Origin of the sequence: Bradyrhizobium tropiciagri (assembly GCF_001189845.1) — a bacterium.
Taxonomy (GTDB): Bacteria; Pseudomonadota; Alphaproteobacteria; order Rhizobiales; family Xanthobacteraceae; genus Bradyrhizobium; species Bradyrhizobium tropiciagri.
Map to the genome: position 1 here is coordinate 1 of NZ_LFLZ01000094.1, position 19,634 is coordinate 19,634.

Annotated in this window: 17 protein-coding genes and 10 pseudogenes; 19 read left to right on the forward strand and 8 right to left on the reverse strand. The window is 60.9% G+C overall.

All coding sequences use genetic code 11. From position 1 onward, the window contains the following. The first annotated feature begins 480 nt into the window (after window positions 1-480). The 3 genes from AKN84_RS39965 (at window position 481) to AKN84_RS39975 (ending at window position 3,557) form a co-directional block, all read left to right on the forward strand. Complete coding sequence (locus tag AKN84_RS39965) at window positions 481-1,422, forward strand: HpcH/HpaI aldolase/citrate lyase family protein (RefSeq protein ID WP_128971576.1); 942 nt, start codon at window positions 481-483, stop codon at window positions 1,420-1,422. Window positions 1,423-1,503: 81 nt separating this feature from the next. Next, window positions 1,504-2,673, forward strand: coding sequence for a CaiB/BaiF CoA transferase family protein (locus tag AKN84_RS39970; RefSeq protein WP_050425863.1), 1,170 nt, complete (start codon window positions 1,504-1,506; stop codon window positions 2,671-2,673). After that, window positions 2,670-3,557, forward strand: coding sequence for an MBL fold metallo-hydrolase (locus AKN84_RS39975; protein WP_050425864.1), 888 nt, complete (start codon window positions 2,670-2,672; stop codon window positions 3,555-3,557). Before AKN84_RS39970 ends, AKN84_RS39975 begins: the two co-directional genes overlap by 4 nt. Window positions 3,558-3,685: 128 nt before the next feature. Here AKN84_RS39975 and AKN84_RS39980 read toward each other — a convergent pair whose 3' ends face one another. Next, window positions 3,686-4,042, reverse strand: coding sequence for a hypothetical protein (locus tag AKN84_RS39980; protein ID WP_050425865.1), 357 nt, complete (start codon window positions 4,040-4,042; stop codon window positions 3,686-3,688). Window positions 4,043-4,092: 50 nt separating this feature from the next. Between AKN84_RS39980 and AKN84_RS39985 the strand changes: the two genes are divergently transcribed. The 6 genes and pseudogenes from AKN84_RS39985 to AKN84_RS46755 all read left to right on the forward strand — a co-directional run. After that, window positions 4,093-4,359, forward strand: coding sequence for an SDR family NAD(P)-dependent oxidoreductase (locus AKN84_RS39985; protein WP_050425866.1), 267 nt, complete (start codon window positions 4,093-4,095; stop codon window positions 4,357-4,359). 387 nt (window positions 4,360-4,746) lie between these two features. Continuing rightward, window positions 4,747-5,067, forward strand: coding sequence for a transposase (locus AKN84_RS46750; protein WP_128971577.1), 321 nt, complete (start codon window positions 4,747-4,749; stop codon window positions 5,065-5,067). Beyond that, on the forward strand, window positions 5,013-5,150 hold the full coding sequence (locus tag AKN84_RS47910; protein ID WP_162240935.1) for a hypothetical protein: 138 nt from the start codon (window positions 5,013-5,015) through the stop codon (window positions 5,148-5,150). Before AKN84_RS46750 ends, AKN84_RS47910 begins: the two co-directional genes overlap by 55 nt. Before the next feature lie 25 nt (window positions 5,151-5,175). Beyond that, window positions 5,176-5,501 (forward strand): annotated as a pseudogene (gene tnpB / locus AKN84_RS39995) (IS66 family insertion sequence element accessory protein TnpB). 96 nt (window positions 5,502-5,597) lie between these two features. Further along, window positions 5,598-7,096, forward strand: a pseudogene (gene tnpC, locus AKN84_RS40000) (IS66 family transposase). A 40-nt stretch (window positions 7,097-7,136) separates the two neighbouring features. Continuing rightward, window positions 7,137-7,268 (forward strand): annotated as a pseudogene (locus AKN84_RS46755) (transposase); the annotation flags it as partial. Between the two features lie 126 nt (window positions 7,269-7,394). Here AKN84_RS46755 and AKN84_RS40005 read toward each other — a convergent pair. Then, a pseudogene (locus AKN84_RS40005) lies at window positions 7,395-7,589 on the reverse strand (transposase domain-containing protein); the annotation flags it as partial. Window positions 7,590-7,624: 35 nt separating this feature from the next. Between AKN84_RS40005 and AKN84_RS51030 the strand changes: the two are divergent. From AKN84_RS51030 to AKN84_RS40010, 3 genes and pseudogenes are all read left to right on the forward strand, one after another. Next, window positions 7,625-7,834, forward strand: a pseudogene (locus AKN84_RS51030) (DUF5372 family protein); the annotation flags it as partial. An 82-nt stretch (window positions 7,835-7,916) separates the two neighbouring features. After that, entirely contained in the window at window positions 7,917-8,072 is a 156-nt protein-coding gene (locus AKN84_RS47610) for a hypothetical protein (RefSeq protein ID WP_157863389.1), read from the forward strand. Further along, window positions 8,065-10,140, forward strand: a complete 2,076-nt coding sequence (locus AKN84_RS40010; RefSeq protein WP_050425869.1) for a recombinase family protein — start codon at window positions 8,065-8,067, stop codon at window positions 10,138-10,140. Before AKN84_RS47610 ends, AKN84_RS40010 begins: the two co-directional genes overlap by 8 nt. Here AKN84_RS40010 and tnpC (AKN84_RS40015) read toward each other — a convergent pair. From tnpC (AKN84_RS40015) to AKN84_RS47615, 3 genes and pseudogenes are all read right to left on the reverse strand, one after another. Then, a pseudogene (gene tnpC / locus AKN84_RS40015) lies at window positions 10,031-11,454 on the reverse strand (IS66 family transposase). The gene AKN84_RS40010 and the pseudogene tnpC (AKN84_RS40015) overlap by 110 nt on opposite strands. A 241-nt stretch (window positions 11,455-11,695) precedes the next feature. After that, window positions 11,696-11,995: pseudogene (gene tnpB / locus AKN84_RS46765) on the reverse strand (IS66 family insertion sequence element accessory protein TnpB); the annotation flags it as partial. A gap of 92 nt (window positions 11,996-12,087) precedes the next feature. Continuing rightward, window positions 12,088-12,372 (reverse strand): transposase, encoded by a 285-nt coding sequence (locus AKN84_RS47615; protein ID WP_128971578.1) that lies wholly within the window; start codon window positions 12,370-12,372, stop codon window positions 12,088-12,090. Between the two features lie 349 nt (window positions 12,373-12,721). On the opposite strand from AKN84_RS47615, the gene AKN84_RS46775 reads away from it, so the two are divergent. From AKN84_RS46775 to AKN84_RS49670, 3 genes are read left to right on the forward strand one after another with little or no spacing between them, the layout of a single operon-like run. Continuing rightward, window positions 12,722-13,129: a UPF0149 family protein gene (locus tag AKN84_RS46775; RefSeq protein WP_244485739.1), complete on the forward strand. Its 408-nt coding sequence runs from the start codon at window positions 12,722-12,724 to the stop codon at window positions 13,127-13,129. 38 nt (window positions 13,130-13,167) lie between these two features. Further along, window positions 13,168-13,428, forward strand: coding sequence for a hypothetical protein (locus tag AKN84_RS40025; protein WP_128971579.1), 261 nt, complete (start codon window positions 13,168-13,170; stop codon window positions 13,426-13,428). A 50-nt stretch (window positions 13,429-13,478) separates the two neighbouring features. Beyond that, window positions 13,479-13,574: a transposase gene (locus AKN84_RS49670; protein ID WP_244485743.1), complete on the forward strand. Its 96-nt coding sequence runs from the start codon at window positions 13,479-13,481 to the stop codon at window positions 13,572-13,574. Between the two features lie 9 nt (window positions 13,575-13,583). Here AKN84_RS49670 and AKN84_RS40030 read toward each other — a convergent pair. After that, window positions 13,584-13,794: pseudogene (locus AKN84_RS40030) on the reverse strand (IS5/IS1182 family transposase); the annotation flags it as partial. A gap of 478 nt (window positions 13,795-14,272) precedes the next feature. On the opposite strand from AKN84_RS40030, the gene AKN84_RS40035 reads away from it, so the two are divergent. After that, window positions 14,273-14,965, forward strand: a complete 693-nt coding sequence (locus AKN84_RS40035) for an SDR family oxidoreductase (RefSeq protein ID WP_050425872.1) — start codon at window positions 14,273-14,275, stop codon at window positions 14,963-14,965. Window positions 14,966-15,169: 204 nt separating this feature from the next. Here the strand turns inward: AKN84_RS40035 and AKN84_RS40040 are convergent, their stop codons facing one another. Next, window positions 15,170-15,517 carry a hypothetical protein gene (locus tag AKN84_RS40040; RefSeq protein ID WP_244485740.1) on the reverse strand — a complete coding sequence of 116 codons (348 nt, stop codon included), beginning with the start codon at window positions 15,515-15,517 and terminating at the stop codon, window positions 15,170-15,172. A gap of 39 nt (window positions 15,518-15,556) precedes the next feature. On the opposite strand from AKN84_RS40040, the pseudogene AKN84_RS46785 reads away from it, so the two are divergent. Beyond that, a pseudogene (locus AKN84_RS46785) lies at window positions 15,557-15,640 on the forward strand (hypothetical protein); the annotation flags it as partial. A gap of 132 nt (window positions 15,641-15,772) precedes the next feature. After that, window positions 15,773-16,209 (forward strand): annotated as a pseudogene (locus AKN84_RS46790) (IS5/IS1182 family transposase); the annotation flags it as partial. 472 nt (window positions 16,210-16,681) lie between these two features. On the opposite strand, the gene AKN84_RS40055 reads toward AKN84_RS46790, so the two are convergent. Further along, the gene (locus tag AKN84_RS40055) at window positions 16,682-17,527 is read right to left on the reverse strand and encodes a CmcJ/NvfI family oxidoreductase (RefSeq protein WP_244485741.1); all 846 of its coding nucleotides are present in this window, start codon (window positions 17,525-17,527) and stop codon (window positions 16,682-16,684) included. Window positions 17,528-17,860: 333 nt separating this feature from the next. Between AKN84_RS40055 and AKN84_RS50905 the strand changes: the two genes are divergently transcribed. Then, window positions 17,861-18,385 carry an MmgE/PrpD family protein gene (locus tag AKN84_RS50905; RefSeq protein WP_157863391.1) on the forward strand — a complete coding sequence of 175 codons (525 nt, stop codon included), beginning with the start codon at window positions 17,861-17,863 and terminating at the stop codon, window positions 18,383-18,385. Window positions 18,386-19,634: the final 1,249 nt, after the last annotated feature.

Below are 19,634 nucleotides of genomic sequence, written 5' to 3' on the forward strand. Positions count from 1 at the left end.
AATTCTGGAAAAGTGACGCATCCTCTTCAACAACCTAGGCAGAGCATAGCCGCGCGTGATCGCTAGTCGAACGCGTCTTGCGAGCGCTTCGGCCGGCAGGTCCGAAGAACCGGAAGCACACCGCAATGTTCGGACAGACGCTCACCACATCGAATATGAGAGACTGCTTCAAAAAGCCCCGCTTGGCTTGGATCCGCGCTGATCGACGAGGCGGGCCCGGAGAGCGAGAAAATCTTGTTGCTGCGGAGTTGGCTCATGCGCATTTCACCGTTGCCGTGCAGGACGTGACCTGCCCCTTCGTCGCGGAGGACGAGACGCCCTTCGCCCGGATCGCGAATAGGCGCCAACGCCGTCGCATAAAATCCTCTGAAAGTACCTTCCCGACGCTGGAATTGGGCTTTATGGCCTGCCCAATTGCGTCAAACGATACTGAGAGCTCATTAAAATAACAGGCGGGCCGGAAACAGCTTAAGGAAAAGGATGCCTCAGACTCTTCGCGACGCTAGGTGCTATCGCTCAACGCTCTTCGTCCCCGGGAATAAATTGGACTGGATGTTAAAGGCGCCCAGATACGGAGCAGATGCCCTCATATTTGATCTCGAAGACGCGGTCGAGATTTCAGAGAAAGCTCGGGCTCGAGAGGCCGTCGCGACGGCGATCAAGCAACTGGGTTCCGGCTCCTTCGGCTGTTTCGTGCGGCTCAACGGATGGCGCACAGGCTTCCTGCTGGATGACCTTTATGCCGTCGTCATCGAGGGGCTCGACGGAGTGGCGCTGCCTAAGACTGAAGAACCGGAAGAGATCGCCGCCCTGGACCTGACGCTTGGGGAGTTGGAGAGGTCTCGTGGTTTACCGGTCGGCCGGATCGAGATTTGTCCGCACGCGGAAAGCGCGTTGGGGATGTACAAATTCTACGACATCTGCATGGCCTCTCAAAGGATCAAGCGCGCCGGCGCCGCTTGTGGGCCGACTCCGGGTGGAGACGGGGCTCGCTCTTTGGGCATCAACGACGCGACTGAAGAGGGGATTTACTTCGGGGCTCATTTGGTCCTGCAGGCTCGCGCCGCCGGAATCGTGCACATCGAAGGCTCCATGACGCCGCGCCTCGATGACCTCGAGGCGGTGCGGCGGATATGCGAGAAGTCAAAGCGCATGGGTGCGTCCTGTGCGACGGCGATCCACCCTAGCCACATCCCCGTGATCAACGAAATCTACTCGCCATCGCAAAGCGAAATCGACGAAGCGCGCGGTATGCTCTCGACCTTTGCGGGCGCTCTCGCCCGTGGAGAAGCCGCTATTCGTTATAAGTCACAGTTGATTGACTATGCGAACGTTCGGGCTGCCATGGATGTACTTAAGCGGGGTCAGGCGGCGGGCATTGATGTTGGAGAAATTCCGAACGTCGAGGTTCCCGCATGCTGAAAATGCGTGAGTGACGGCGCGTGCAGCCATTCAACGATATCCATTTCGAAGCAAAGCAAACCTGGATCTTCAGAGGCAAGTATGGCGGAAGCTCTTCAAGGCATGGTTGTTCTTGACCTGGCGGGTTACCTCGCTGGGCCGTACGGGTGTACGCTCTTAGGCGATGTCGGCGCCGAAATCATCAAGATCGAGCCCCCTGGCGGCGACAACAATCGGCATTACCCATCCAGTCTGCCGGGAGAAGCCCGAAGCTTCCTTGGCGTTAATCGGAATAAGCGCTCGATCGTACTCAATCTGAAGCACGCCGAAGGGAAGGCCGCGTTCTACCGGCTGGTCGAGCGGGCCGACGTCGTCCTCCATAATTTCCGTCCCAAGGTGCCGCGATCGCTTGGGATCGACTATGAAACGCTGAAAAAGCTACGTCCTGATCTGATCTACTGCTCCGTGACCGGTTATGGCGAAAGCGGTCCCCTGCAGGATCATCCCGGCTACGATACGATGCTGCAGTGCTTCACCGGAATCGCCGCGATGCAGGGCGCCACGAGCGGAGATCAGCCTCGGATCCAGTTCGGCTCGGTCGTGGACTACTACACCGCTTCTATTACGGCCTTCGCGATCATGTCCGCAATCGTCCACCGGCTGCGGACGGGTGAAGGACAACACGTGAGGACTTCGCTTATGCGTTCCGCCCTCACCATGCAGGCCGGCGCCTTCGTTTGGGCGGATAGCGAGCCGCGCGACGTAGCGCGAACTTGGGGAGTCAGCTACTCGGGCATCTATCCGTGCAAGGAAGGTTACATTTATCTGCAGGCCACGACACAAGGTTTCTGGACGGCTCTCTGTGAGTCGCTCGGGTTTCCGCAACTTGCCGATGAACCCAAATACGCGACCTACACGGCGCGTCACGAACGCAAGGACGAGATTATCCCGTTCATCCGGGAGGCTCTGAAGCAACGTACCGCGCTCGAGTGGGAACAATTAATGCTGGGCAGGGTGCCTTCCATCGCCGTCCGGTCCATCGAGGACATGTTTGATCACCCGCAGGTTCTGGCGGAGGGACTTGTGGTTGAGCATGACCACCCGCGCATCGGCAAATACCGAGCCTTAGGTAAGGCGGTTCAGATGGGGGTAGGCGGTGGGCCGACCAGGCGCGCCCCGATGCTCGGCGAGCATACCAACGAGGTGCTCGTCGGACTCGGATACGACCACGATGAGATTGCCGCGCTACGGGCGAGCGGAGCAGTGGCATGAAAGCTCAGTTCTTCGGGGATATTCGCGTCGACTCGATCCGGGAGTTCGATTTTGCGATCGAGCCGGGCTGGCTATTTCCGGGAGTGACGCCTGAGGACGTTGCAGAACACGAGCACTGGTTGGGTCCACAACTCGTGGAGCCGGGAACGCGAAATCTGAAAGTTCTTTCGCATGCGTATCTCATACGCACGCGGCACCATACGATCCTATTCGATACGTGCTGCGGCAATGACAAGGACGCTCCGGAGAGCCCTTGGCATCGCTTGCGGATGCCCTTCCTCGAAAACCTTGCGCGCGTCGGTGTCCTTCCTGAGCAAGTCGACTTCGTAATGTGCTCGCATCTGCATGCCGACCATTTCGGCTGGAACACGAGGCTCCAGAACGGCGAATGGGTGCCAACCTTCCCGAACGCTCGCTACCTGATGAGCAAAGGTGAGTTCAAATGGTGGCGCGAAGCCATCGTGACGGGCGTTGGAGTGAAACCTCACAGAAAGCAGCCATGGACCGAAAGCGTTTTGCCTGTGGTCGAGCGTGGCTTGGCGACGTTTGTCGAAGATGACCATGCCGTTGAGAACGAAATGCCCGACGAGCTGCGCTACATGCCCCTCCATGGTCATACCAAGCATCATTGCGGTCTCTACCTTCGCTCGGGGCAGAAGGATGCGATTTTCAGCGGTGACGCTATCCACCATCCGATCCAATTCACGCGACCGGATTGGATCAATGCCAGCTACGACCCGGCGGCTGCAACCCAAACGCTACGTGACCTGATTGCCCGCTGCATCGACACGTCGACAAAGTTGATGACGGCCCATTTCACGACGCCCACGGGGTGGGTAGTGAGCGAGGCGGGCCAAGTCCGGTTTCGCTTTGACGCTGATTGACGAAGGCAGGGAGCGGCTTGATCTGAGCCGACGGAAGAGCGCAGGCGATGACGTCGGCCAGTGGGCCCAGTGACGTCCGCCAAGCTCGCCAGTGGGATCGGTTGATTGTTTCAGAAAGACCGCGGAACTCAGGTCAATGCCGCATCCGCCTCGCTCGCCCACCGTCTCGAGTAGTTCAATACCCAAAATCGGCTGGGCGTGATCCGAATGGGTGTGACCGCGTTGAACGTCGAACTGGCCATCGTTTTGATGAGACGCAAAAGGTAGTTAACGATGCCGGGACGGGCGGCGTGTAAGAAGGTCTTCATCAAGGGCGGTGCGCAGGCGCTGAGCGCGGATATCGCGAGGAAGCTTACCAGCGATGGCTTAAGGCGACGGTCGCCGAGATCAATCTTGAGCGCGGCAAGCGAGTCGATGCTGAGACCCATGAGAGGCATGGCGACGGCACAGCCTTCTCCGTCGCGCTCGACGTCACCAAGGAGCACCAGTGGATCTTCGCCCTCGAGGAGGCCGATGCGGACATGAGCGGGACAGCATGCTCGTTAACAACGCCGGCGTAGGCCGAGCCGGCGACATCGAGCAGCTCAGCTTTGACGACTGGCAGCTGGTGATAGCGTCAACGTCGATTCCGTGTTCATTGGGAGCCAAGCGCTTGCTCAAGTACCGGCGGAACAACCAGCCCTGCTCGATCATCAACATCTCGTCAATCGCCGGCCTGATCGTGGGGGCACAACTCGCCGGCCTACAACGCCTCAAGGCGGCGGTCTGGCTGCTGCCGAAGCGCCGGCTTGCACTGCGCTAAGCAGAAGCTCGACATCCGTTCCAACGTACGCCCCCGCTGACGGCCGCCTTGTTTGACGGAGGCGAGCGCTGCAGTCCCAGGGGTAGTCCTAGGAGAAGCGCTATGACGATATCGCGGGCAGAGGTGATCCCATCGGTAGAGCGGCGGCGGCGGTGGTCGCGAGATGAGAAGGAACGGCCGTCTAGTTGCAGCATCGCTCGAGCCAGGAGCCCACTGTTTCCGAGGTGGCTCGCATGGCCGGTCTTCAAGTGTAACCGGCATGAGGGCCTCACCTCGCAGTGACGAAGCTTGTCTGCGATACAGGCTGGCAAGAGCTGATCGGTGGAGGGGCGCGATGGCAAATGCCATGCTTGATGCCAGGAAGGTGACTCTTATCGCCGCGTTGAGGTGATCACTGGGGAGCGCCGGCGGCGACGGTGGACGAGCGAGGAGAAGGCCCGGATCGCGGCGGAGAGCTTTGAGGAGGGGGCGAACATCTCCGAGGGGGCGCGGCGCAATGGCGTTTCTCGCAGACTGCTCACGGTGGGGCGACGCCAGGCAGCGGCGGCGCTGGCCGGCAAAGCCAGAACTTCGTGCCTATCCAAATTGGCGCCGAGAGCGATGGCGGGAGGGTTGGCAAGTCCGAGTGTATTTCGCCGGTACAGACGAAGCCCGTGGAGATTGCGCCGCCGCCGGCCAAGGTCTGTGGAGTGGTCGAGATCGAGGTGAACGGGACGCGCATCCGGGTCGAGCCGGGGGTGGAACTGGCGACGCTTTCGGTGGTGCTATCGGCGCTTCGAGGGATCCGGTGATTGCTCTACGGTCTCAGACCTCAAGGTGGTGCTGGCGGCCCAGCCGGTCGACTTTCATAAGTCGGTGCATACGCTGTCGGCGCAGGTGAGCGAAGCACTGCGCGCGAACCCATATTGCGGCGACGTCTTCGTGTTCCGCAGCAAGCGCATGGACAGAGTGAAGCTTCTGGCGTGGGACGGCAGCGGCATGGTGTTGGTAACGAAGTGGTTGCACCATGGGCGTTTCACCTGGCCGCCGATCCGCGACGGCGTTGTGCATCTCAGTGCGACGCAGCTTGCGATGCTACTCGAGGGCTCGAGTGGACGCGTGTGTCGCCCAAGCCTGTGAAGCAGCCGGCCATTGTCGGCTGAGAAGTGAGGATTTCACTGGAGCATGGGTCGCACGGATGTATCGTCTGGTCATGGCGATTCGCCCCGACACCGACCGATCCGGCAGCTCTGACCGAGATGGTGCTCGTGCTTGACGCTGAGAACGAGACGCCGCGCGTAGCAATGCAGACGTTCAAGGACATGATCTTCGGGAAGCGCTCGGAGCGGCTTGCCGCGCTCGTGGCCGAGCAGCTCGCGCTTGAGCTTGGTGATCTTGAGACCGACGTCACGCCGCCTGCAGCTGCCAATGACGATGCAGCTGCGGCAAAGCCGCCCGGCAAGCCACTGCGGAAGAAGGCGCGCCGCAACATCGGCGCGCTTCCAAAGCACCTGCCGCGCTGCGAGCATGTGCTGGAGCCGGGAGGCGACCGCATGCCCGTGTTGCCAGGGCCAGCTTCACAAGATCGGCGAGGACGTCAGCGAGGCGCTGGACATCATCCCGGCGATCCTGCGGGTGCTGCGGACGGTCCGTCCCAAGTACGGCTGCCGCCGCTGCACCGATGGTGTGATCCAGGTGAAGGTGCTGCCGCGCCTGATCGAGAGCGGCATGGCTTCGACCGCACCCGTGAGCCACGTGGTAGTCTCGAAGTTCGCCTGGTATCTGCCGCTGTACCGACAGGTGCAAATTCTGGCCGGCCAGGGTGTCCATCTCGACCGGGCGACGCTCGCCGGCTGGGTGAAGCGTGCGGCCTGGTGGCTCAGGAGCCTCTATGCGCTTCAGCTGCGCACGATCCAGGCCGCGTCGCGCCTGTTCTGCGACGAGACGCCGATGCCGGTGCTCGATTCTGGACGACATCGCCCGCGCATCTGCCAGTTCTGGGCGCATGCCATGGATGACCGGCCATGGGGCGGTCCCTCACCGCCGGCGGTGGCCTACGTGTTCGCCGACGGCCGCGGTACGGCGGAGATCGCCAGACAGTTGAAGGGCTTTTCCGGCATTCTGCAGGTCGCCGGTTATGCCGCCTACAAAGCGCTCACCCGCGATCATGGCGGCGCCATCCAACTCGCCTTTTGTCTCGCCCACGCCCGCCGCAAATTCGTCGAGGTGTATAAGACGACCAGTCGCCGTTCGCGCGCGAAGTGATCGAGCGCCTGCAGGCGGTCTATGCCATCGAAGCAGAGATCCGTGGCAGCAGTGCTGAGCGGCGGCTGACCACCCGCGGCACCAGGTCCGCTCCATTGATGGAGGCGCTCAGGACGCGCCTGACCGCAATGGTCGGCCAGCTCTTCTCCCAATCGAAGCTGGCGGAGGCCATCAACTACGCACTCAATCACTGGGACGGGTTGACGCTGTTTCTCCGCGACGGCCGTGTCAAAGTTGACAGCAACACAGTCGAGCGTTCCATGCGCCCGATTGCGATGGGAAGACGCAACTCATTGTTCAGCGGCAGCGAAGGCGGCGCCGAGAGCTAGGCGAGCTGGCGTCGCTCGTGAACACGGCAAAACTCCATGAGCTCGACCCGCAGGCCTACCTGACCGATGTGCTGGAGCGCATCGTGTCCGGGCGAAAGAGCCATCAATTGCACGAGCTGCTCGGTAAACGGTTCTTTGTTCCCACCTTGTTGCTGATGAACTGATCGACAATATGCGTTCCGTCTGGACAAGGGCGGTTTGCATATGATCGAGCGTGTTGTCGACGTATCGCAGCTATGGATCCGGCGGCGCTGGAGCGACGAGGTCAAGGAACGGATCGTCGCGGAATCCTTTGTGCCAGGCGCAATCGTCTCGGACGTCGCGCGGCGCCACGGTCTGTCGCCGCAGCATTTGTCGGCTTGGCGCAAGGCGGTACGCGACGGCTTGTTGAAGCTGTCGGAACACGCGGAACCGGTGGTGACGAGGCCTGCAGGAGCGGTTGCGATCCAGGAGGTGAGTTCATCAAGCGGCAAGGCCGTTAGCTCGCTCGGTGCTCCAGGTCCAGGGCATGAGTTCGTCCAGACGCGAGGCCGGCCAGAGGTTGACGAGTCTGCTGAGGACGTCGATCAGATAGGCCTGCGGCTCGACGCCGCAGAGCTTGCAGGTCTCGATCAGCGAAGCGACGCAGGCCCAGTTCTCCGCGCCCTCATCCGAGCCGGGGCCATAATGCCGGGTTTCTGACATTCGAAGCAGTGATCGCCTATCCATACCACCCGCTGACTGGCCGAACGGTCGTGGTGACCGGCGATCATGAGCACGACGGTGTTCATTATTTCTTGATTCGGCAACCGCAGGGCGGCTCCTTCCAGGTGCCGGGCTGGATGTTTGATCCGGCGGCATGTTCGACGGAGATTGTAACGGTTCCGCGCCTTCCCGTCAGCCAACTTCTCGAACTTCGTAGTCTGATTGATCAGACCGTAGCCTGCCGTCCGGAGGAAGTAAGCCCCGGAGGATTCGGCGATGAGAAGGCGGTGTCGTACGCAAATGGATCTGTTCCTTCCCCTAACCCAGCCCAGCGACATGAGAGGCGCCGAACGCCAAAGGGCGCTGGCGCTTCTGCGAGCATTGCTGATGGAAGCGGCGACGAAGCCGGCCAACGAACCTCAGGCCAGCGGCAAAAAGGAAGCAGGCAATGAGTAAGGTCACGCCTGCACACCTGGCTCGCGCCGCTTTTGTGTATGTCCGCCAATCGACAGTGTATCAGGTCGTCAACAATCTTGAGAGCCAGCGACGCCAGTATGGCTTGGTCGAACGCGCGCGGCAGCTCGGCTGGGAGGACGTCCAGCTTGTCGATGATGATCTCGGCCGATCCGGCGGCGGAACGGTCCGACCGGGCTTCGAGAAGCTGCTGGCCGCAATTTGCGAAGAGCGGGTTGGCGCCGTGGTATCGCTCAAGGCATCACGCCTTGCCCGGAACGGCCGGGATTGGCACACTTTGCTGGAGTTCTGCGGCCTGGTCGGCACACTGATTGTCGATGAGGAAGCCATCTATGATCCACGCTCACCCAATGACCGGCTATTGCTTGGTATGAAGGGCACCATGAGTGAGATGGAGTTGTCGATCTTCCGGCAACGGTCCCTTGAGGCCATGCGCCAAAAGGCGCGACGAGGCGAACTCCATTTGACCGTCGCCGTCGGTTACGTGAAGACGGATGACAGCCGTATCGAGAAGGATCCTGATCGGCGCGTCCAGGACGGCATCTTGCTCGTCTTCCGCAAATTCGCTGAGCTCCAGTCAATCCGGCAGGTGCTGCTTTGGCTCAGGCAGGAGAACGTTCTCGTTCCAGCGATCGTGCAAGGTCGCGGCAAACGCCCGGTCGAATGGAAGGCACCCGTTTATCACACGCTATACCACATGCTGACGAATCCGGTTTACGCCGGCTCTTACGCCTACGGTCGACGAGGGACACGCGTGACGATCAAGGATGGCCGCAAGCGGATCATGCGCGACACGCTCCGGCGCAATTGGAAGGATTGGGAGGTTTTGATCCACGACCATCATGAGGGCTACATTGCCTGGACTGAGTTCGAGAGGAATCAGCACCTGATCGCCGACAACGCCAATGGGAAGAGCTATATGGGGCGCGGCTCTATAAGACGCGGCGAAGCCTTGCTGCCGGGATTGTTCCGTTGCGCGCGCTGTGGCCGACGCCTGCACATCCACTACACCGGCAAAGGCGGTAACACACAGCGATATGCCTGTCGCGGAGCGTTCGGCACCAAAGCAGCCGACAACTGTATCGGCTTCGGTGGCATGCGGGTCGATCGCGTCATCGCCCAGGAGGTGCTGGATCGACTGCAGCCCCTTGGGATTGAAGCGGCACTGGCCGCGATGGAAGCCCAGAGCGTGCATCATTGCGACAAGCGCCGGCACATTGAGAACGCAATCCAGCATGCTCAATACGAAGCCGTCCGAGCACGGCGGCAGTACGACGCCGTCGATCCTGATAATCGGCTGGTTGCCAGTGAGCTGGAGCGGCGCTGGAACGAGAGGCTGGTTCAACTGCGCGACCTGGAGGCCCAGCTTGAGACCCTCAAACAGACGCAGCATGCTCCGGCGCTTTCCGCCGCGGATCGCGCGAGGCTAATGACTCTCGGCAAGGATTTGACCAAGGCGTGGAACAGTCCTGGGGCATCCATCGAGACACGCAAGAAGATCATCAGGCTGCTTGTCAAAGAGATCATCGTCAATGTCGTGGGCGATACATTGGCGCTCATCATCCACTGGCAAGGCGGCGATCATACCCAGTTGACGGTCAAAAAGAACAAGATCGGACAGACCCGCTGGACGGTCGAAGCCGATGTCCTCGATCTTGTTCGAGCATTGGCGAGGCAATTATCGGACACGGCAATCGCTGCGATCCTCAATCGGTCTGGCAAGCTGACTGCACATGGTGCGAGTTGGACACGATCCAGCGTCTGCAGTCTCCGAAACACCAACGGCATTCCTGTCTACCGCGAAGGTGAACGGGCCGAGCGCGCCGAAGTGACGTTGGATGAAGCCGCCGACCTTCTGAAGGTAAGTCGCACGACAGCCTTTCGGATGGTCCGCAGTGGCACCCTTCCGGCCCGGCAACTGTGCGGCGGGGCGCCCTGGATTATCCAGCTCGCCGACCTGCAGCGGGACGCTGTGTGTCGCGAAGCCGATGCCAGACGATCACGTCGCCCGATATCTCGAGATCCGCAGCAAAATCTCCTTCCTTTGTAAGGGCATCACCAGATGAGCAGTATGTCGCGCCAACGTCATGCCCCGCGAACAGCGCATTCTTGCGGTTAAGGATAAGAGGACGGATGCTTCGCTCGACAATATTGGTGTCGAGCTCGATACGGCCGTCGTCGAGGAAGCGCGTCAGGCCAACCCAGTGGTTCAAGGCGTAGCGGATGTGCTCGGCGATTGTCGCTTTGCCCGAGACGCGAGTGAGTTGCTGCTCGAACCAGGCCTTGAGCGCCAGCACCAGCGGCTTGCTGCGCTCCTGGCGGACGGCACGGCGCTCATCGGCGCTGCGGCCCTGATCGACTTCTCGACGGCATAGAGAGCGGCGATACGCTCGAGCGCTTCACTCGCGATCGGGGCAGGACCGTCCTGGGCAACGTCGAAGAAGCGCCGCCGCAGATGAGCCCAGCAGAAGGCGAGCGTGATCGCCGCGTCAGGCGCGGTGTCGGCAACGGTCTTGTAGACGGTATAGCCGTCGCATTGCACGATGCCGCGATAACCGTCGAGCAGCTTGAGGGCGTGGACGGCGCCGCGACCGGGCGCGTAAGTATAGGCCACCGCCGGCGGGTCGGCCCCGCCCCACGGCCGATCGTCGCGCGCGATCGCCCAGAAGAAGCCCTTCTTGGTGCGGCCGCGGCCGGAGTCGAGCACCGGCGCTGTTGTCTCGTCGACCGCGATCTTGCTCGCGGTCAGAATGATCTCGCGCAGCCTGAGCCAGAGCGGACGAAGCTCCACCGCCGCATAGCCCGCCCAGAACGCCAGGACCGATCGCTTGATGTCGATGCCGTGCGCCAGCAGCATCTGAGCCTGCCGATACAGCGGCAAGTGCCAGGCATATTTGGCGACCAGTACGTGAGCCACCATCGCCTCGGTCGGCAGCCCGCCCTTGATCAGCCCCTCTGGTGCCGGCGCCTGAACCACGCCATCCGTGCAGGCCCGGCAGGCGTATTTGGGACGATGGGTGACGATCACGCGGAACTGCGCCGGCACGACGTCGAGCCGCCGTGAAGTCTCCTCACCAATCACGTGCATCGACGCGCGGCAGCACGGACAATTGGTATCTTCCGGGGCAATCGTGACGTCGATATGCGGCAGATGGGCCGGAAGCGCACTACGGCTGGCGCGGCGCCGTTCAGCACGCTGGCGTGCGCCTGCCGTGTCCTTCCTGTCCTGAGCCGCCTCGTCGCTGGCAATGGCCTGCTCGATGTCCTCGATCGCCAGTTGCAACTGCTCAGGATCGAGCTTCTCCGAGCGGCGGCCGAACTGCGCGCGTTGCAGCTGGCGCAAGAGATGCCGCAGGCGATCCATTTGCGACAGCGCATGGTCGCGTTCGGCGATCGTAGCGTCGCACTTTGCGATCGCCGAGTCGCGCTCCGCGCGTGCCGCCGCAGCCAGCGCCTGCAGCGCTTCGATATCGGTCGGAAGCTGATCCGTCGTCTCGCTCACGCCCGGTACTCAAGCTGATTCGCCGGCTGTTGTGGAAGACTGCAGTCACAGAGTTCACGACGTTGCGGTCGGTTGGGCAACATCGCGGGCATGCAGGCGCGACCAGGCCATCCATCAGCGCGGCGAGCTGTGATGCGGATAACCGCATCACGCCGTCGCTAATGGGCGGCCAGCGAAACGCGGAATGCTCCAGCCGCTTCCACAGCAGCACAAGCCCAGACCCGTCCCAAGCCAAAATCTTCAAACGGTCCGCCCGCTTTGAACGAAAGACGAAAATGGTCCCCGCGAACGGATCGTGCTGGAGTTGTTCGCGCACCAAAGCGGCGAGACCGTCGGCACCTTTACGGAAGTCTACCGGCCTCGTCGCGACCATGATCTGAACGCCGGCCGAAGCCGCGATCATGTCGTCGCCCTCACGGCCCGCATCGCACAGCCAGGCCGGGTCGACCCCGGCCGCCGCACGAACCACCGTACCGCCAATCTCGATACTGATTGTCATCGAGTTGCGGGGCGCAGCTCCGACACCAGCGGTACTAAGAATGGCGCATCCTCCGCTGGCAAACTCAGCAGACCGGCACGCGCCGCCTTGCGCCACGCAAACAGGTGTTGCGGCGAGACGCCGTGCCGGCGCGCCACCTCGGACGCAACAGCGCCCGGCGCATACGACTCCGCCACAATCCGACCCTTGACCGCGTCGCTCCACCGCCGCCGGCGCCCTGTTCCGACATGGATATCTATCCGGCCCCGTGGCTCCGAAGCGTCAACTATATGGTCAACCATCTATGCGAACCTAACTTGTATATGACGGTGCGCATCTTGCTGATCAGCTTACGCCCGACAAGGTGCGGGCAACCCACCGCTTACGCTGCTCGCCTGGAACTGGATGGCGGCGCGCCGGCACACACCGCAGGCAGCGGCATGAGCCCACGTCGCCATAAGGCCGCATCGTCGATGGCGTCAGCCGCGATGTCGCTTGCGGAACTCGAGCGATGGCTCCAGGATCGCGTCGATCGCCATCCTGCCGCCACCAGCATTCCCATGCTCGACGGCTATGCCGCTGCGATCGTGGCCGGACCGGTGTCGATGAGCCCGCTCGACTGGATCTGCATCTGCCCGCTGCTCGCGATCGATGCCGACGCTTTCAACCACGGCGGCACGCCGGAGTTCGCCGCGATCTCCGCCGTCGCGCTGCGCCACACGACATCAGCAACGCCCTCTCGACTGCCCCCGATCGGTTCGAGCCGATGCACCGGCGCGACCCAGCGGCAACATCGATGCACATCCCTGGTGCCAGGGCTTCTATGCCGCGATGCGGCTAAGACTGTCGGCGTGGGCGCCGTTGCTCGACGTCAACGACGTCAATCACGGCCTGCTGCTGCCCATCCTGCTGCATGACCAGGCCCGTCCGCTGCTCGGACCGCCACGAAACGGTCGCAAAACCGAGGATTTCCTCGGTAACGCCTACCTCGATATCCCAGCCGTCGTCGAGGCGCTCCGCCAGCACTGGATGCCCATCCGCTACGCACGCGACCGCTAATCATCGCAGACGTGGGAGCTCATACCGGTTACCTTCATGTGAGCCAGCTGTTCCGGTGGCGTAAAGGGCTTTACAAGCACGGTGAGACGAGTGTGGCGCCGTTCGTGCCGGTCGAGATTGGGCCGTCTGTGCCGGCGCGGGATTTGACCGAAGCACGATCGACGACGGCTTCGGCGCGTCGACGGAAGAGCCAGGGCATCATCGAGATTGATCTTGGTAGCGGACACCGCATCCGGGTCGATGGCGAGGTTGATGGGGACGCGCTGCGTCGAGTTCTCGATGCCCAGGTACGCCGATGATCCCGGTTCCGACAGGCGTGCGAGTGTGGCTCGCGACAGGCTACACTCTTATGCGCAGAGGCTTTCCGTCGTTGGCACTCCAGGTGCAGGCCAAGCGCTTACATCTGTTCGTCTTCCGTGGTCGTCGTAGCGATCTTGTCAGGTGATCTGGCACGGTGCTTGAGCGGCAATAGCCCGATCGTGAAGTGGGTCTCGATTCCCGGTCTGCCGTTCTCGCTGTAGAGTGGGGTAATGTCCCCCATCGATCCAGTCCCAATCGATCCTGCCGGCGGGCAGAACCAGCTCGTGCTTCAAGTCGATGATCTGATCCAGCCGTGCCCGGAACAGATCGTTCGATCCCGTCGTCTTGCGCTTCTTCGGCTGCATCACTCCTTTCGATCCACCACTGAACCACGGTAACAACTAAGAGGAATCCCAAAAAATGAATTTGCAAGGTTTGCGGCGCCCATGCCTCAAATCCCTGCAATCTCAAACGCCATCAAATCCCAAAAACAGACTGCCGCTCAATCGCTTAGAGGCTTGTTCACGAGCGCCTCTCTGCGGTACGGCATGAAAAAGCTTAACCGGGGTGTAGCGGAAACTTGCAAACACTGCCCCGGGGGCGCGGCGGCGCTTCGCGTTTCGGAAGGCGGGACCTCAAACGTAGAAACCAAGAGAGCAAAATAGGCGCAGGACAGCGCGTAGCCGACCGGATCGCATCTTATCAACCGCGCCGCGCGCAAAACACACTTGATGTCTCCGTAATTCGAGTGAAATGTGCCGCTGTCTCCAACATTTTGCACATTTACTGCGCGCGAGGCTGTCTATTGTTTGTAGCGCAAAAAGTCCGGAGGGAGGCAGAGATATGGGCAAGCAGACGACGGTTCTCATCACAGGCTCCAATGTGGGCATTGGTCTTGCGCTTGCCCGTCAGTACGCGGCCCAGCATGCTCATGTGATCGCCTCGTGTCGCAATCCTGATGGCGCCGATGAGCTCAAGGCGCTCGATGCATCATCAGGCCGTCGCATCCAGATATTGCCCCTGGACGTTGCGAACGAAGCGTCCATCGCGGCGCTCAAGGACACGCTTGGAAGTCGGCCGATCGATATCCTAATCAACAACGCTGGCGTCAATTTGCAGCCGAAGAATGAAGTCGTGGCTGAGAATTGGATGAAGGTCATGCGCGTGAACGCGCTCGCCCCAATGTTGATCGCGCAGACGTTCAGGGACAACCTCGTCGGTAGCACGCAGAAGAAGCTCGTTGCGATAACGAGCATTATGGGGTCCATCAGCACGGCAAGAGACTGCAACTATGCGTACCGGCAGGCTAAGGCGGCGCTAAATATGGGAATGAAGACGTTATCTCAGGACTGGGCTGATGACGGAGTCCTGGTTGGCATCCTCAATCCCGGTTGGGTCGGGACGCGCATGGGTGGCGACTACTATTGGGTCACCCCCGACGAGTCCGCCGAGGGGCTGGTCCAGCGGATATCCGAATTGTCACCGGAGACGAGCGGCGTATTCCAGGACTACAGAGGCGTGCATAGTCGCTGGTGAGGCAGCGCCCCAACTTCAGCCCTCGCTCATCACTCGGCCGTGAGCGCAATTTGCGGACGTCGGCCTGAAATCTGGGTTCTGGTGTGCGGCAAGCGTCGGGAGCACTGCGTGAGGGCAAGTTCGCGACCCTCCGGTGCTCCGAAAGGTGATTTAGTCTAGTACTCGCGAGCGAGCGGTCTGCAGCGTAAGCGGCAAAGAGACCTTTCAATTACCCATAATTGTTGCCTTGATTGCAGCTCGAAGTTCGATGTCGGTCAGCCGCGATAGTCCGCGCCAGATCACTGTATTTCCTGGAGGCGGATCGTGGGCGCGGGCCAAGTATCCTCCGAGGCGCGCGATCTTGACGACATAGTGCGAGAGTGTACTTCGTCGAGAGCAATCGCCACCCTTGTCTTTCACCAAATGATCAAGAAGCCTGATTTCGGGACCTGTCAGCGCCGTTTGCGGTACGGCATTCGGCGAGGAGCGATTGAGCATCGTCATCCAGAAGACGCGCCAACTCACAATGCAGAAGACCGCGATCAGATTGACCAGACGCTCAGCGGTTCGCAAATTTGAGTCCTCTGCTTTGCAGCCCGATTTGAGGACCTTATGGAAGACTTCGATCTTCCACCTCAAGTCGTGACAGAGGCGCTGGAGCCTGGCGCGAGCGTCTCGGCGATCGCTCGTCAGATTGGCATTCACCCATCGCAGCTGTTTGCCTGGCGCCGTGATGCTCGGGCGGAACGCCATTATCGCGAACGGCACTCGAGTTGCGGGGGGGCGTCTGTGTCAGGCGCGGTGATCGAAATTGTCATTGGCGAGGTGAAGGGCGGACAGTTCGTGCTCCATGCCAAGGCACTGCACGGCAATCCCTTCGATGGGCACATGCTCGGCCCCGTGGTCGCCGACATGGAGAAGCTCTCCGGCGGGGAGGCTCGCAGCATCCATGTCGACAAAGGGCACCGCGGCCAAAACCACCCGCATCGGTTCAGGGTCTGGATCTCGGGCAGGTCCGCCGCGTCACGGCTTCCATCCGGCGCGAGATGAAGCGTGGTGCGGCTGTCGAGCCCGTCATGGGCCACGTCAAGGCCGAGCACCGCATGGACCGCAACTTTCTCAAAGGCCGCGTCGGCGACCGCATCAGTGCCGCCGTCGCCGCGGCCGGCCACAACTTCGGCCTGCTCCTGCGATGGCTCGCAGAACTCTTGCGTGCCATCATCCGGACCTTCGCAGAAACTGTCCCGAGCCAAAACATCGCTTAAATCAGCGGTCGCCCGCTTTCTTCACGGAGGACTACATACGCGTAAAATGGCGAGACCGCAGGCGCTGCGACCAAGGCAGATCGGCATCTGGAAATCGGAGGCGCAGCCGGAGAGCACAAAAGGTATCGAGCACAAAAGAAGACGCCGGTGGATGAGCATTGGTGGTTGGTTTCTTTCAAGGCGCAAGCCATTGATCGAATGCTCGTTCATAGATCGGGCGAGACAACACGAGAAATAGCCGCTGCGGTTCGACCAGCTTCGTCAATGTCGGAGCTGTGACGAGCCTCGCCTCCTCGTGTTTAAGGCGGACTGCAAGCGCTCGCCCGATCCGCTCGCGGCGCCTTTCACAACCACCATTCGATCCTTACGTGCATAGAGGTTTTCCTGTTGATTCTGGCCATGGCGTAGCTGCCTGATCCAAGAATTCTGATGGCGGAGACTTCTGACTAGCTCGCCTCGGCGGCGCGGTCCGTTATTCGTAATAGACCGCGAAGCGCGCTTCTACGCTTGCCCGAGGCTTTCCGTTCGGGAAAGCTAGACGGTTGTCGAAGGAGCAGTGAGCCGCCCTCGGGTTGTGATGATCCTCGGAGTCGTATCCCTTGAACATGACAAATTCGTCTTTCGTCATATTGGAGAAATAGTACCAGCGATGCAGTGGATTGTAGTGGAGCCTCCAGACCTTGCTGTAAATCTCTCTCGTTTGATCGTTGAGAGAGGACACGAACAGATCCGTGTCAACCAATGTGCTTCCGTCCACAAATGCCAAGGGAAAATCCTGAGGTGGAGGTGACGTAGCGCACCATGTCTGGATGAGCATCAATCTGGAGTAAGCTCGCGGCGGCATGCCCTGGGCTCGCTCCGACCGCGTTGCCACCGCGCAGGCGTCCGTCGGGGTGTAATCGATGTGAGCAACCCGCGCCCGGCCGCGAACCCCGTCCTCTCCGAGCTGATGATCGGCGGAGCGCAAGATCACCGCGCCCTGCTTACCTTGGACCCAAGGAATGACCCAGGAGGCGTTGAAGCGATTCTTGATGAATGAGGCCATCTCCTCGGTGTACCTTGACGACAACTCCTTCTGGTCAGTCTCATCGAGACATGAGATCCTGTGGCGGACTAGCGTGAAACCTTCCCGGTCAAGCGACAACTTGTCCGCGATTGGTCGAGCGTCTCGGACCTCGACTTCGTGGTTGATTACAGGATAGCCGTTGCAGATCTCAACGGCCGCTTTGGCTTCCCGAGGCGTCCGGGGAATAAAGCCGATCTCAGCCCTCACACTGTCGAGCTGATCCCGATCCACCTTGACAGCCGCCAATCCCATGGTGTTGCCCCCATTGCCTATCGATGCTCTCAGACCCAAGAGAATAGGCTTCCACCGAGAACCTGTGGCAGCGAATTCGCCTCCGGCTTGGCGGAAATTCTGCAAGAATGCCATGCGGGCCGCGGATCTGCGACGAACGCTAGGCTCCTGCGCAACCCGGTTGGGGCCAACAACTCGTGCCTAGGTGAATCGCCAGCCACTCCGAGCGCTGAGGGGCCTGGAGGCGCGTCTCCGCGCGCAGAATTTTCGTGCTAATTGCGTCTGTCGTATCGACAGGATGCGCATCTTCTCAGCGCGACTGTTAAGACGTACACACCGCCCACGTGCCGAAAAGTGCAGAATTTCTGTAATCGCGTCCCTGCTTTTCGTCAATTTGACCTTCAGTTCTCCCCTACGCATCTTGGCGGCGGCACTCACCCCGGTACCTACGTGGTTCCCGTTTCGCTTGCGTTGGGTGAGCAATATCGTCGGTCCGGCAAAGAGGTAGTGACCGCGATCGCAGTCGGCTACGAGGCGGCGCAACGCATGGCCATCGCTGCAGGACCGGGTTTGGGAGCGAACGGGTTTCGTACCGTCCCGACGATCGGAGTTTTCGGCGCTGTTGCCTTCGCAGCGGTTTTGTCTCGTTTGGATACTGGTCAATTTGCGGCAGCACTCAACTTCGCTGCCAACATGGCTTGTGGCCTCACCCAGTGTTTCGGTGACGGCACCATGGAGGTCTACCTTCATGCAGGTCTTGCAGCCCGCGCCGGGATCACCGCGGCCAGCCTTTGCTGGAGCTGGTGGAGAAGCCGCGCCAGGCACACTCGACGGGCCAGGTGGGTTCTTCCGTACGTACTCCCGCGGCCATTATTGTGACGCCGTCGCTTTGACAGCCGAAACGCGTGAGCTCGGAATCCTTACGGCTAAGTCCAAGCCGTTTCCCTCCTGCCTCGTCAATCAAGAGACAATGCTTATCATCCGCTCGCTTCAACCGGCCGGTTTTGCTGGAGGCCGCCGGTCGTTGCCCTCCGGAAGACGTCGGCGGTGCGCCAGGCTATCGCATTGTCCAGAATTTGGAAGCCTCGGCGTCGCGCCTCGCGGGTCAAATAGACGTCAAGCGTCAATCAAAAGGCCGCTGAGCTACGCTCACACAAGGTGCCGCGATGGGAGCGCTGAACTGCTTAGCGATCGCAGGTCTCTACTCGACCTTACCGTGGCGGCAGCTAGATGTGGATGGTCGCACCCGAGGCCGTCCGAATAAATCTGATGGGAGAGATGCCCAAAGGGATACTCGGAAAGGACATTTACTTCCGGTTGCTTGAAGACCTTCATGGGCGAGCTGACAGTCATGTGGTTGAGTTCGGTGGACCCTGGGTTACAGTCCTTGCCTGTTGATGTGCGCGTGGCCGTGGCGAACGGTTCGAATCACATCGGCGCTACGCCCTCGGTAGTTGAATCGGATCAGAGGCTTCTCGACCACTTGAGGCCAAGGGCGCGGGAACCCTTCAAACCGGTAGCTCCGGGCGCAGACGCCGCGTACGCCGCCTCCTATGAATGTGACTTGTCGACGTTCGAACCATTGGTTCTAGGCTTTGGGAATTTTCGAAGATTCGAGCCACCCAGCTGGGTGTGAGCGACCAGGGGGCCGGGCCGCGTACAGAGGGGCCTGCTGTCCTCGCGCCACATTCGATGAATCAGCGTCACGACAAGTCGTACGTTGGGCGAGATCTTCCGCCTTTCCAGAACCTCCGCCGCATGTGCGAGATCCTCCATTCTTCCACCCTGAGCCGGCGAGAACGGTGTGCTGCGAACACTCCTCGCGCGAGCGCGACCGTGACGTCACCGGGCTGAGCCTGCCATTGGGGCAATGAGACGTCGTTGCGGCTTGGCGATGGCGAGGCATGCATCGCGGCTTTTGTCGAGAACTATTCCGGTCGGATGAGAGCAGCAAAGCCAAGATGCGGATTCCGATGATCTCGCCCACCATTCCTATTTGATATCGCCCGGGGCGGGAGGCGTTCTGGCAGTTTGGTTTCTGGCGTCGGCGAAGCCATGCGGTCAATCTTGAATCGCGGCTTGAAGGGTGGACTTTTCTGATGCTCCTGCCGTGGCATGTGGGCAACGC

Excerpts from the sequence above, each read along its gene's own strand:
- AKN84_RS39965 (WP_128971576.1), top strand. The coding sequence starts at position 481 with ATGCCTCAGACTCTTCGCGACGCTAGGTGCTATCGCTCAACGCTCTTC.
- AKN84_RS40010 (WP_050425869.1), top strand. The coding sequence starts at position 8,065 with ATGAGTAAGGTCACGCCTGCACACCTGGCTCGCGCCGCTTTTGTGTAT.
- AKN84_RS47615 (WP_128971578.1), bottom strand. The coding sequence starts at position 12,372 with ATGGTTGACCATATAGTTGACGCTTCGGAGCCACGGGGCCGGATAGAT.
- AKN84_RS39970 (WP_050425863.1), top strand. The coding sequence starts at position 1,504 with ATGGCGGAAGCTCTTCAAGGCATGGTTGTTCTTGACCTGGCGGGTTAC.
- AKN84_RS39975 (WP_050425864.1), top strand. The coding sequence starts at position 2,670 with ATGAAAGCTCAGTTCTTCGGGGATATTCGCGTCGACTCGATCCGGGAG.
- AKN84_RS39985 (WP_050425866.1), top strand. The coding sequence starts at position 4,093 with ATGCTCGTTAACAACGCCGGCGTAGGCCGAGCCGGCGACATCGAGCAG.
- AKN84_RS40055 (WP_244485741.1), bottom strand. The coding sequence starts at position 17,527 with ATGGGATTGGCGGCTGTCAAGGTGGATCGGGATCAGCTCGACAGTGTG.
- AKN84_RS49670 (WP_244485743.1), top strand. The coding sequence starts at position 13,479 with ATGCGCAGAGGCTTTCCGTCGTTGGCACTCCAGGTGCAGGCCAAGCGC.
- AKN84_RS46775 (WP_244485739.1), top strand. The coding sequence starts at position 12,722 with ATGCCGACGCTTTCAACCACGGCGGCACGCCGGAGTTCGCCGCGATCT.
- AKN84_RS40035 (WP_050425872.1), top strand. The coding sequence starts at position 14,273 with ATGGGCAAGCAGACGACGGTTCTCATCACAGGCTCCAATGTGGGCATT.
- AKN84_RS47610 (WP_157863389.1), top strand. The coding sequence starts at position 7,917 with ATGGATCTGTTCCTTCCCCTAACCCAGCCCAGCGACATGAGAGGCGCC.